The organism is Pseudomonas sp. P110(2024) (assembly GCF_057480795.1).
Window position 1 is genome coordinate 126705 of record NZ_JBLIYT010000006.1, and the last position, 11761, is coordinate 138465.

Annotated in this window: 11 protein-coding genes; 6 read left to right on the forward strand and 5 right to left on the reverse strand. The window is 66.2% G+C overall.

Annotated elements, in window-relative coordinates:
• The first annotated feature begins 4 nt into the window (after nucleotides 1-4).
• The 5 genes from AC25ND_RS11190 to AC25ND_RS11210 all read left to right on the forward strand — a co-directional run bounded on the left by AC25ND_RS11190 (nucleotide 5) and on the right by AC25ND_RS11210 (nucleotide 4777).
• Nucleotides 5-1156 carry an alginate O-acetyltransferase gene (locus tag AC25ND_RS11190; RefSeq protein ID WP_028689562.1) on the forward strand — a complete coding sequence of 384 codons (1152 nt, stop codon included), beginning with the start codon at nucleotides 5-7 and terminating at the stop codon, nucleotides 1154-1156.
• Nucleotides 1157-1176: 20 nt separating this feature from the next.
• Nucleotides 1177-1824 (forward strand): alginate O-acetyltransferase AlgF, encoded by a 648-nt coding sequence (locus tag AC25ND_RS11195; RefSeq protein ID WP_028689561.1) that lies wholly within the window; start codon nucleotides 1177-1179, stop codon nucleotides 1822-1824.
• 35 nt (nucleotides 1825-1859) lie between these two features.
• Nucleotides 1860-3314, forward strand: coding sequence for a mannose-1-phosphate guanylyltransferase/mannose-6-phosphate isomerase (locus AC25ND_RS11200; protein ID WP_028689560.1), 1455 nt, complete (start codon nucleotides 1860-1862; stop codon nucleotides 3312-3314).
• Between the two features lie 156 nt (nucleotides 3315-3470).
• The gene (locus tag AC25ND_RS11205) at nucleotides 3471-3935 is read left to right on the forward strand and encodes a hypothetical protein (protein ID WP_028689559.1); all 465 of its coding nucleotides are present in this window, start codon (nucleotides 3471-3473) and stop codon (nucleotides 3933-3935) included.
• Between the two features lie 29 nt (nucleotides 3936-3964).
• On the forward strand, nucleotides 3965-4777 hold the full coding sequence (locus tag AC25ND_RS11210) for an SDR family oxidoreductase (RefSeq protein WP_279153420.1): 813 nt from the start codon (nucleotides 3965-3967) through the stop codon (nucleotides 4775-4777).
• A 71-nt stretch (nucleotides 4778-4848) separates the two neighbouring features.
• Here AC25ND_RS11210 and AC25ND_RS11215 read toward each other — a convergent pair whose 3' ends face one another.
• The 4 genes from AC25ND_RS11215 to AC25ND_RS11230 all read right to left on the reverse strand — a co-directional run bounded on the left by AC25ND_RS11215 (nucleotide 4849) and on the right by AC25ND_RS11230 (nucleotide 10141).
• On the reverse strand, nucleotides 4849-6285 hold the full coding sequence (locus AC25ND_RS11215; RefSeq protein ID WP_062364588.1) for an efflux transporter outer membrane subunit: 1437 nt from the start codon (nucleotides 6283-6285) through the stop codon (nucleotides 4849-4851).
• Nucleotides 6282-7343: an HlyD family secretion protein gene (locus AC25ND_RS11220; RefSeq protein ID WP_028689556.1), complete on the reverse strand. Its 1062-nt coding sequence runs from the start codon at nucleotides 7341-7343 to the stop codon at nucleotides 6282-6284. The genes AC25ND_RS11215 and AC25ND_RS11220 overlap by 4 nt, the downstream gene beginning before the upstream one ends.
• A gap of 26 nt (nucleotides 7344-7369) precedes the next feature.
• Nucleotides 7370-8911: an MFS transporter gene (locus AC25ND_RS11225; RefSeq protein WP_288521644.1), complete on the reverse strand. Its 1542-nt coding sequence runs from the start codon at nucleotides 8909-8911 to the stop codon at nucleotides 7370-7372.
• Nucleotides 8912-9205: 294 nt separating this feature from the next.
• Nucleotides 9206-10141 carry a LysR family transcriptional regulator gene (locus AC25ND_RS11230; protein ID WP_028689554.1) on the reverse strand — a complete coding sequence of 312 codons (936 nt, stop codon included), beginning with the start codon at nucleotides 10139-10141 and terminating at the stop codon, nucleotides 9206-9208.
• Nucleotides 10142-10336: 195 nt separating this feature from the next.
• Here AC25ND_RS11230 and AC25ND_RS11235 point away from each other — a divergent pair, with 195 nt between their 5' ends.
• Nucleotides 10337-10795 (forward strand): universal stress protein, encoded by a 459-nt coding sequence (locus AC25ND_RS11235; RefSeq protein WP_486976307.1) that lies wholly within the window; start codon nucleotides 10337-10339, stop codon nucleotides 10793-10795.
• A 101-nt stretch (nucleotides 10796-10896) separates the two neighbouring features.
• On the opposite strand, the gene AC25ND_RS11240 is transcribed toward AC25ND_RS11235, so the two are convergent.
• Nucleotides 10897-11757, reverse strand: coding sequence for an efflux RND transporter periplasmic adaptor subunit (locus AC25ND_RS11240; RefSeq protein ID WP_028689552.1), 861 nt, complete (start codon nucleotides 11755-11757; stop codon nucleotides 10897-10899).
• Between the last annotated feature and the right edge of the window lie 4 nt (nucleotides 11758-11761).

Sequence of the window (11761 nt, forward strand, 5' to 3'; positions counted from 1 at the left end):
AATCATGAACCGGACACTTCGCATCACCTATTCGCTGACGTTCATGGGCCTGCTGGTCGGGCTGGGCGCATGGTCGGTCGGCGGGCTGGAAAGTTTCAACCGCACAGGGCAGATGACCCTGCTCGACGGCAAGCTGGCCAAGGCCGCCGAGACCCACTACGACGAGCAGTTCCCGATCAAGCGCGTTGGCACCAACCTGTGGGCCGCGCTGGACTTCAAACTGTTCAACGAAGGCCGCCCCGGCGTGGTGCTGGGCCGCGACCAGTGGCTGTTCACCGACGAGGAGTTCAAGCCCACCGCCGGCGCGCAGCAACAGATACAGGACAACCTGGCACTGGTGCGTGGAGTGCGTGACGCACTGCAACGCCAGGGCGTGCAACTGGTGCTGGCGATCGTACCGGCCAAGGCCCGCCTCTATTCCGAATACATCGGCAAGGAGGCGCCGGCCAGCCTGCACGACGAGCTGTTCAACCAGTTCCACGCCCAGGCGCGCCAGGCCAATGTGTTCGCCCCCGACCTGCTGGCGCCGCTGGAGCAGGCCAAGGCCCGCGGCCAGGTGTTCCTGCGTACCGACACCCACTGGACGCCGATGGGCGCCGAAGTGGTCGCGCAATCGCTGGCCGAAGCCGTCGATCGCCAGCAGCTGCTCACCGGCGAGCCCCAGGCGTACATCACCGAGGCCGGCGCCAGCGCGCCGTACAAGGGCGACCTGACCAACTTCCTGCCGCTGGATCCACTGTTCAGCAACCTGCTGCCCACCCCCGACACCCTGCAACAACGCAAGACCCACCCGGTGCAGGCCGAAGGCGACGATGCGCTGTTCACCGACAGCCGGATCCCGGTGGCGCTGGTGGGCACCAGCTACAGCGCCAACCCGCACTGGAACTTCCTCGGCGCCCTGCAGCAGGCGTTGCACAGCGACGTCGCCAATTACGCCGAGGACGGCCACGGCCCACTGCTGCCGATGCTCAAGTACCTGCAGAGCGACGCTTTCAAGAACGCCCCGCCACAGGTCGTGGTGTGGGAATTCCCCGAACGGTATCTGCCAATGAAGAACGACCTCAGCGCCTTCGATCCGCAGTGGATCGCGCAGCTGAAGAACTCCCGTCAATCCGAAGAAAACCTGGCCCTGTCGTCCAATCGGACGGACCACTGAAGATAGAGAGGAATACGCACATGACCACCAAGACTTCCATTGCCAAAGCCCTCACCCTCGCCGCCGGCCTGTCCCTGGCCTCGCTGCAGGCCTTCGCCGGCGCCGATGCCGCCCTCTATGGCCCGAGCGCGCCGAAAGGCTCGACCTTCGTGCGCCTGTACAACGCCGCCGGCAGCCCCGCCGCCGCGTCGGTCGGCAACACCCAGATCAAGCAGGTCGGCGCCCAGGCCAGCAGCGACTTCAGCTTCCTGCCCGGCGGTGACTACACCGCCCAGGTCGGCGGCAAGAGCGTCCCGGTGAAGCTCGCCGCCGACAAGTACTACACCCTGGTCAACAGCAGCAGCGGCAACCCGCAGCTTATCGAAGAGCCGCCGTTCAAGAACAAGCAGAAGGCCCTGGTGCGGGTGCAGAACCTCAGCGACCAGTCGCTGACCCTGAAGACCGCCGACGGCAAGACCGAAGTGGTCAGCCCGGTGGCCGCCAAGGGCCGTGGCGAGCGCGAGATCAACCCGGTCAAGGTCAACCTGGCCCTGTATCAAGGCGACAAGAAAGTCGGCGACGTCAAACCCGTCGCCCTGGCGCGCGGCGAAGCCGCCGTGCTGTATGTCACCGGCTCCGGCAATAGCCTGTCGCCGGTATGGGTCACTCGCCCCGTGGCTAGCAACTGATTCCCCTGCCTCTAAATGACTATTGGAGAAACATGATGATCCCGGTAATTCTTTCTGGTGGTAGCGGTTCGCGTCTGTGGCCTCTGTCGCGCAAGCAGTTCCCCAAGCAGTTCCTGGCCCTGACCGGCGAACACACCCTGTTCCAGCAGACCATCGAACGCCTGGTGTTCGATGGCATGGACACGCCTATCGTGGTCTGCAACAAGGACCACAAGTTCATCGTCCAGGAGCAGTTGAACGCACTGCAACTGCAAACCCAGGCCATCCTCATGGAGCCGTTCGGCCGCAACACCGCGCCGGCGGTGGCCATGACCGCGATGAAACTGGTCAACGAAGGCCGTGACGAGCTGATGCTGGTGCTGCCGGCCGACCACGTGATCGAGGACCAGAAGGCCCTGCAACGCGCCCTGGCCCTGGCCACCGTGGCCGCCGAGCGCGGCGAGATGGTGCTGTTCGGCGTACCGGCGACCAAGCCCGAGACCGGCTACGGCTACATCCGCTCGAGCCAGGACGCGCTGCTGCCCGAGGGCGTGGCGCGGGTCGCGCAGTTCGTCGAGAAACCCGACGAGAAGCGCGCCAACGAGTTCGTCCGCGCCGGCGGCTACTTCTGGAACAGCGGCATGTTCCTGTTCCGCGCCAGCCGCTTCCTCGAAGAGCTGAAAAAGCACGACCCGGACATCTACGACACCTGCCTGCTGGCCCTGGAGCGCAGCCAGGAGGACACCGATGCGCTGAGCATCGACGAAGCCACCTTCGCCTGCTGCCCGGACAACTCCATCGACTACGCGGTAATGGAGAAGACCCAGCGCGCCTGCGTGGTGCCGCTGTCGGCCGGCTGGAGCGACGTCGGTTGCTGGTCGTCGCTGTGGGACGTGCACGAGAAGGATGCCGACGGCAACGTCACCAAGGGCGACGTGGTGGTGCAGGACAGCCGCAACTGCATGATTCACGGCAACGGCAAGCTGGTGTCGGTGATTGGCCTTGAGAACATCGTGGTGGTCGAGACCAAGGACGCCATGATGATCGCCCACAAGGACAAGGTTCAGGGGGTCAAGCAGCTGGTCAACACCCTTGACGCCCAGGGCCGCACGGAAACCCAGAACCACCTGGAGGTGTACCGCCCGTGGGGCTCGTACGACTCGGTGGACATGGGCGGGCGCTTCCAGGTCAAGCACATCACCGTCAAACCCGGCGCCAGCCTGTCGCTGCAGATGCACCACCACCGTGCCGAGCACTGGATCGTGGTGTCCGGCACCGCCGAAGTAACCTGCGACGAGAACGTGTTCCTGCTCACCGAGAATCAGTCCACGTACATTCCCATCGCCTCGGTGCACCGCCTGCGCAACCCGGGCAAGATCCCGCTGGAGATCATCGAGGTGCAGTCCGGGAGCTACCTGGGCGAGGATGATATCGAACGGTTCGAGGATGTGTATGGGCGGACTTCGACGCCAGTGGAGCGTGGGGTTTCGGTGAAGACCATCGCGCAGTAACAGCCGCAAGTCATAAGCTGCAAGCGGCAAGAAAAAGCGAAACGGCGGTGAATCGAAATGTTCGATTCGCCGCCGTTTCGCTTTTTCTTGTGGCTTGCAGCTTGCAGCTCGGCGCTCCAAGATAATCGAACCCCCGCCACCAAGGCCTGCCCCACCATGATCATCGGCGCCCTGCTCGTTCTCACCTGGCTGGTCCTGCTGCTGCGCTACCCGGCCAAGGCCCTGCCGATTTCCATGGCTGGCGTCTGTGGCCTGGGGCTGGTGGCGCTGTACGTGGTCTGGCAGGACACCCGCGAAGCCTCGCAACTGGCCCGCCTCGATATCCGCCTGGTCTACGCCCCCGACCAGTGCCCCGCCGACCGCGCCCTGCAGGTGCGCATGAAGAACGGCAACCAAGTCCCGCTCAGTGAACTGCGCTGGCGCGTCGGCGCCTATGCGCCGGGCGATACCGTGAATCTGGCCGAGAACACCTACGCCGCACCGCGCTATCGTGGCCCCGGGGAACTGCAGCCGGGCGCCGAATGGACCGATTGCCTGCCATTGCCACCGCTGCGCTCGGGCTATCGGCCACAAACACTGGAGTTCCGTGCCGAGCACCTGCAAGGTACATTCGCCAACTGAATCCTCTCTTCCGAACACAGGCCCGCCCCATGCCCACCGTCCTGATCACCGGTTGTTCCAGCGGCATCGGCCGCGCCCTGGCCGACGCCTTCCGCGATGCCGGCCATGAAGTCTGGGCCACCGCCCGCAAGGCACAGGATGTCGAACAACTGGCCGCCGCCGGTTTCAATGCCCGTCAACTGGACGTGAACGACGCAGAAGCCCTCGCCCGTCTGGCCGAGGAGCTGCAAAGCCTCGACATCCTGATCAACAACGCCGGCTACGGCGCCATGGGCCCGCTGCTCGACGGCGGCGTCGAGGCCATGCGCCAGCAATTCGAGACCAATGTCTTCGCCCTGGTCGGCGTGACCCAGGCACTGTTCCCGCTGCTGCGCCGTTCCCGGGGGCTGGTGGTGAACATCGGCAGCGTGTCCGGTGTGCTGGTGACGCCCTTCGCCGGTGCCTATTGTGCCTCCAAGGCCGCCGTGCACGGGCTGAGCGATGCCCTGCGCCTGGAGCTGGCGCCTTTCGGGGTCAGGGTCATGGAGGTGCAGCCGGGCGCGATCGCCTCGCAGTTCGCCAGCAATGCGCAACAGCAGGCCGAGCAGGTGCTGGCCAGCGGTTCGCCGTGGTGGCCGCTGCGCGAGCAAGTTCAGGCCCGGGCGAGGGCCTCGCAGGATCGGCCGACACCGGCGGCGATGTTTGCCCAGGGATTGTTGGCGGCGACCCGCAAGTCGCCGGTGCCTGCGCTGGTGCGTATCGGCAATGGCAGCACGGCCTTGCCGTTGATGGCCCGGCTGTTGCCGCAGCGCCTGCTGGATTGGGTGTTGCGCAAGCGCTTCGGATTGTTGCGACCGCTCTGACGTCATCGCGGGGCAAGTCGCATCGGCGCGCCGCCGCTCCTACGCATACCAGGGAGCCCCCGCGATACTGCTCAGACCTGATCGAACGCCTGCCAGCCGCCACCCAGCGCCTTGTACAGCCCCACCAGCGCCTGCGATACCGCCGCCGAACTGTCGATCCACTGCTCCTCGCTGGCCAGCAACGCCGACTGCACCGTCAGCACGTTGAGAAAGTCCACCGCCCCTTCCACGTACTGGCGCTGCGCGGTCTCCAGGGCGATGCGGTTCTGCCGCACCGCCTCGGCCAGGTGATCACGGCGCAACTGGCTGGCGTTGTACAGACGCAGCACATCGTCGATCTCATGCCAGGCGCCCAGCACCACCTTGCGGTAATTCAGCGCCGCCTCCTGCTGCTGGGCCTCGCGCAGCTCCAGCTGGCCCTTGAGCCGACCGCCCTCGAAGATCGGCAACGACAGTTGCGGCCCGAAAGCGAACCGGCGCGAGTCCCAGGCCCCGAAATCGGACAGTTGCATGGCCTGGAAACCGACACTCCCGGACAGGCGGATGCTTGGATAGAAATCGGCCTTGGCCACGCCGATGCTGGCGGTGGCCGCATGCAGCCGGGCCTCGGCCTGGCGGATATCCGGGCGGCGCTCGGCCAGCTCCGACGGCACGCCGATGGCGAAACGCTGCTGCGGCGCGGGCAGCTCACCGCCTTGCAGCAGCTGGGCCTGCAAACTGCGCGGCGGTTCGGCGGCGAGCAGGCTCAGGGCATTGATCAGGTCGTCGCGACGCGCCTCCAGAGTCGGCAGGCGCGCCTCGATCGATGCCACCTGGGCGCTGGCCTGGGCGACATCGAGCCGGGTGGCGACACCTTCGGCCTGGCGGCCTTCGGACAGTTTCAGACTGTGCCGGGCGACCTTGAGGTTGTCCTGGGTGATATCCAGGGTGTGCTGCACGGCCCGCAGCTGGATGTAGTTGCCGGCAGTCTCCGACAACAGCGCCAACAGCACGCCTCGGCGGTCGTTTTCGGCCACCGCCACGCTCGCGTCGGCGGCCTCGACCTGGCGGCGCACGCGCCCCCACAGGTCCAGTTCCCAACCGGCGACCAGGTCACCCTGCCACAAGTTGTACGCCGACTTGCCGGCCTTGCCGGAGGGGTCGTTCAACCCTTCGGCGCTGTTGCGCGCCCGGCTGTAACCTGCGTTTGCATCCACCGTGGGCATCTCGTCAGCCGCCACGGTGCTGCGCAAGGCGCGGCTCTGCAGCAGGCGGGCACTGGCCATCTGCAGGTCGAGGTTGCGCTCGGTGACTTTCTGGATCAGCGCGCTCAACTGGGCGTCGTGGAAACTGTCCCACCAGCGCAGTTCCATTGGCTCGGCGACCGGCTGGCTGGCCGCGGCCTCTCCTTGCAACGAGGCCCAATCCTGAGGCGCTTCGCTGGCCGGGCTCTGGAAGTCCGGTCCTAGTGTGCAGCCGGCAAGCAACATGGCCAGCAGCAAAGGACTCAAGCGTGATGCCGCTTTCATCGCGCAGTCACCTCTTTACCGGCCAGCGTGTCACCCTGGGTGTCGATGACCGCCTCCACCGACATGCCCACCCGCAAGCGCTCCAGCAACGGCTGGCCGTCGTCGAAGACAATCTTCACCGGAATGCGCTGCACCACCTTGGTGAAGTTGCCGGTGGCGTTGTCCGGCTTCACAGCGGCGAAGGTCACGCCCGTTGCGGGGGCGATGCTCTCGACGCGGCCGTGGAGTTTCTCGCCGGAGAAGGTATCGACGCTGATGCTCACCGGCTGGCCCGGCTGCACATGGGTCAACTGGGTCTCCTGGAAGTTGCCGACGATGTAGGCGCGCGCCAGCGGCACCACCGACAACAGCCGTGCGCCCGGGTTTACGTAGGCGCCTACACGCAGGGCGCGCTCGCCGACCATGCCGTCCACCGGCGCGGTGATGCGGGTGTAGGACAGATCCAGTCGGGCTTTCTCCAGGCCGGCCTCGGCCCGTTTCAGCTGGCCATCGGCACTGGCCACCTGGGCGCCGAGGATATCCACCTGCTTGCGCGTCGCCACCAGCGCCGCCTGGGTGTTGGCCAGCCGGGCGCGGGCCTGGTCAACGCCACTTCGCGCCTGCTGGGCATTCTGCACAGTGCCGGCGCCCTGCTCGGCCAGGCGGCTGTAGCGGGTCACCTCATGATCGGCGAAGGCCGCTTCGGCCTGGGCCGCCTTCACCGCGGCCTCGGCCTGGGCGATCAGCGAGGCCTGGCGCTCGAGGGTGGCGCGGGCATCCAGGCTCTGCGCCCTGGCCACCAGCAACTGGGCCTGGGCCGCGTCGAGGGCGGCCTGGTAGTCACGCGGGTCGATGGTCGCCAGCAACTGGCCGGCCTTCACCTGCTGGTTGTCCTCCACCAGCACCTCCTTGATAAAGCCCGCCACCTTCGGCGCGACCACGGTGTAGTCGGCGGTTACATAGGCATCGTTGGTGCTCTGGCGATGGTCGCTGCCGAACATCCAGGGGCCGACGATGGCGGCCAGCACGGCCACGGCGAGCACCGAGCCGATAAGGATTGTCTTGCGCTTGTTGGTCATTTCAAGGTCTCGGATTCATCCACGGATCAGGCCACCGCACGCGGCGGGAAAATCCGGGTAGGCACGAAGGGGATCAGGCAGATCAGGGCGACGGCGATACCCGCCATCACCAGGTACAGGTCGGCCGAGGTCAGCACCAGGGCCTGTTCATGGATGCGCTTGGCCAGGCCAGCGGCGTTGTCGTCGATCAGCGGCGCGTTGCCCAGACTGTCGACCAGGTGGTTGGAATGAAAATGCCGGCGCAGGGTGCCCAGGGCATCGAGCAGACCACCGGCGATCACCGCCGACAGCCCCTTGACCGTGTTGAACCAGGCGGAGGCGAACGGGCCTTCCTGCGGGGGCATGCCGTTGGTCGACAGCATCAGCAGCGGCAGCACCGCCATGGGCTGGCCGAACACCTGCAGCAGGTAGAACGGGTAGAAGTCGCCGCGGATCCACTGCGAGGTCAGCAGGCTGCTGCCCACGCACGAGGCCGCCAGCATGGCCAGGCCCATCGCCAACACCCAGCGGCAGTCCACCGCACGGATGTTGCACAACGCCGCGGTCAACGGCAGGGCGATCAGTTGAGGCATGGCCACCAGCAGCATCAGCGGGCTGGTCTGCGCCGGGCGGTAGCCCTGGATCTGCGCCAGGTAGGCGGACGGAATGCTGCCCACGCCCGAGAGCACGACCAGCACCCCGGCCAGGGTTACCAGGGCGAAGCTCAAGTTGCGTCGCGTGAGCATGCGCAACTGGAAGAACGGCAGCGGCTCGGACCATTCATTGAACATGAACAGCGCCAGCAGCAACACGCCAACGCCGAGCAGCCAGCAAATCAGCGGCGAGTCGAACCAGCCCCAGCGGTCGCCCAGCGACAGCCCGAGGACGATGCAACTGATCGCTGGCAGACCGAGCAACACGCCGCGCCAGTCCAGTTGCCTGAAGCGCTCGAGGCGCAGCGGATCCTGGGGCAGGCCCCAGCCGACGCAGGCGATCGCCAGCAGCGAGGGCAGGATGATCTGCCAGAACGCCCACTGCCAGCCGACGTACTCGGTCCACAGGCCCGCCAACGGCGTACCGAGGTTCGGCCCGAAGGTGGCGGTCAGGGCGTAGCAGGCCAGGCCGTAGACCTTGATCCCCGGCGGCAGGAAACGCAGCGCCACGCTCATCAGCATCGGCGGCAAGGCGCCCGAGGCGAAGCCCTGCAGCACACGCAGCAGCATCAGGCTATGCAGGTTGGGGGCGAAGGGCTGGATCAGGCCAAGCACGGCGAACACGCCGACGGCGCTCATGGTGAAGCGGCGCAACGAGAAGGTGGTGGCCAGCCAGGGCGCGAAGGCCATGGCCGAGACCGAGGCGGCGGCATACACCGCCAACAGCCAGGCACCTTCGTCGGCGCCGATGCCCATGGCGCCACGAATGTCGCTCAGGGAAATCTTGGTCACCGCCTCGTTTAGCCCGGCGCACAGCACCGCCAGCAACACGCCGAACAGCCCGACCACTACCCGCAGGCCGAACGCCGTCTGCGCGGGGGCGGCCGGTGCGGGAGCGGCGGCCAGCGCGGCGCAGGGCGCGGTCAGGGAACTCATGGATAGACATCTCCAGCAACAAATTCAGGGCTGGAGCAAGTCTAAGTAGGTCGAATACTGACGAAAACTGACTTGTTGGCAGGTTTATGTTGCGTCAGACGCAATCCATGGAGATCGGCGGCGCCCGCTTCGTGGGCCCCCTCCCACCGGTTCACCGTTGCACTCGAGCCTTGCTGGGACTCTGTGGGAGCGGCCTTGTGTCGCGAAAAGGCTGCGCAGCAGCCCCAGGATTTCAGCGTTCATGCAAAGATCGTCGGGGCCGCTTTGCGGCCCTTTCGCGACACAAGGCCGCTCCTACAGGGAACGCGCAGGGTTTGAGGCCGGCGTGGGCTCGCCCGCGCAGCAGGCGCGCATGGTCTGGCGCAACCAGCGATGCGCCGGATCGTTGTCGAAACGCGGATGCCAGGCCTGCATCACCCGCACCCGCTCCAGCGGCACCGGGATCTCGAACGAGCGCAGCGGCAGGCCGAACTTGGTCACGCTGCCGAGGATGTTCGCCGGCATCGGCAGGATCAGGTCCGACTCTGGCAACGAGAACATCGCCGAATGGAAACTCGGCGTGATCAGCGCCACCCTGCGCTGCACGCCATGGGTGCCCAGCTCCACATCGATGGGGCCGTTGGCCCGTCCGCGTCGTGACACGCTGATCTGCGGATAGCGGGCAAAGCGCTCCGGGGTGATCTCGGCGTCGAAGATCGGGTGGTCGGCCCGCGCCAGCCCGACGAACCAGGTGTCGAACAGGCTCTGCACCTTGATCTCCGGCCCCATGTCGATACTCGAACTGACCACCAGGTCGATCTGCCCGTGGCGCAGCACCAGGTCATCGTCGCCCTGGTGCTCGGGGACGAAGCGCAGCACGGTGTTCGGCGCCTGCTCGAGCATCATGTGCAGCAGGCGCGCGCCATACAGGGCGATGAACAGGTCGTTGGTGCGGATGTTGAAGGCCCGGTCAAGGTTCGGCAGGTCGACCTCGTCGCCACTGCGAAACACCAGACCGGCCTGCTCCACCAGCGCCCGGACCTGGTCGCGCAGGGCCAGTGCCCGTGGTGTCGGCACCAGACCACGGCCAGCGCGTACCAGGATCGGGTCGCCCATGGCCTCGCGGATGCGCCCCAGCGTGCGGCTCATGGCCGCCGGGCTCAGGTTCATGCGCTGGGCGGCGCCGACCACGCTGCCTTCGTCGAGCAGGGCATCGAGGGCGACGAGCAGGTTCATGTCCGGGAGTTGCATGGCCGTTTTCCGTGACAGCTGTGGGAAACGCGATGGTATCAGGTTGGTGGATTGCGTCAGGCGCAATGGCACCGTGCGTGGGCGGCCATTTATCCATGTGGGCGAATGAACCGAGAATGGTGTGGCCTCATCGCCGGCAAGCCGGCTTGCCGGCGATGAGGCCAACACTGCCATCCATTCTCCAAAGGATTGCCCATGCCCAACCCGGTCCTGATCGCCATCGACGCCTCCCCCGCCAGCCACGCCCTGCTCGACCTAGCCCGCCGCTACTGCCGCCCGGGCGAACACACCCTGCACGTGCTGCTGGCCATCGACTCGACCTTCGCCGTGCACGATCACCGCACGGCCTACACTGAGGAGGAGCTGGAGGAGTACCCCGCCGCCTGCGACGAACAGCAATTGGCCGAGCACGCCGTGAACAGCGCCGTGGGCATCCTGTGCGAAGCCGGCTTCGAAAGCCTGGGCTGCATGGTCGCCGGCCAGCCGGTGGAGGCGATCATCACCAAGGCCCGGGAGCTTGAATGCGAGCTGATCATCATCGGCCACCGCCACTTGTCGCGGGTCGGAAGGCTGCTGGATCCGTCGATCAGTGCCAAGGTGATTGATCGGGCACATGTACCCGTTCTGGTAGGCGTGCCGACTGACGTTGGCTGAAGTCTCGCGATAAGCTCACCGCCACCATCGCGTGGCAAGCCCGCTCCCAGAGCATCCTCATACTCGTGGGAGCGGGCTTGCCCCGCGATGGTCTGCTTGGATCACTCCGCGCTCGCCTTGACCACCACCGTGCACGTGGTCCCCGCCGCCAGCAGGAACCCATCCGGCACTTCATCGATATGGATCCGCACCGGCACCCGCTGCGCCAGCCGCACCCAGTTGAAGGTCGGGTTCACGTCGGCGATCAGCTCACGGCTCTGCGGGTTGTCGCGGTCGTAGATGCCACGGGCAATGCTCTCCACATGCCCCTTGATCCGCTCGCCGCTCATCATCTGCAACTCGGCCACATCGCCCACCTTCACGTGGGGCAGCTTGGTCTCCTCGAAGAAGCCATACACCCAGAACGACTGCTCATCCACCACCGCCATCACCGCCTCGCCGGTGCGAGCATAGTCGCCTTTGTGGATGTTCAGGTTGGTCACGTAGCCATCGACGGTGGCGACAATCTGCGTGCGCTTGAGGTTCAGCTCGGCAGCGGCGAGCTGGGCCTGAGCGTGCTGGTAGTCGGCCAGTGCCGAGCTGGCGATATTGCTGGCGTCGTCGCGGTTCTCTTTCGAGATCACCAGGTTGTCCAGATCGGCGCGGCGCTTGGCATTCACCTTGCGCATCTCCCAGGTGGCCTTGCGCGAGGCCACCAGCGCCTTGGCCTGGTCCACCGCCAGCTGGTAGTGCTCGGGGTCGATGCGGATCAGCACGTCGCCCTTCTTCACCCGCTGGTTGTCCTTGACCGGTACGTCCACCACATAGCCCGGCACATCGGCGGCGACGTTGATGATATCGGCGCGCACCCGGCCATCGCGGGTCCATGGCGTAGTCATGTAGTGCAGCCACAACTGGCGGCCGATCGCCACGGCGGCGGCCAGCACCAGCAGGGTGGCGATCAGGCTGAAGAACTTTTTCATTGCA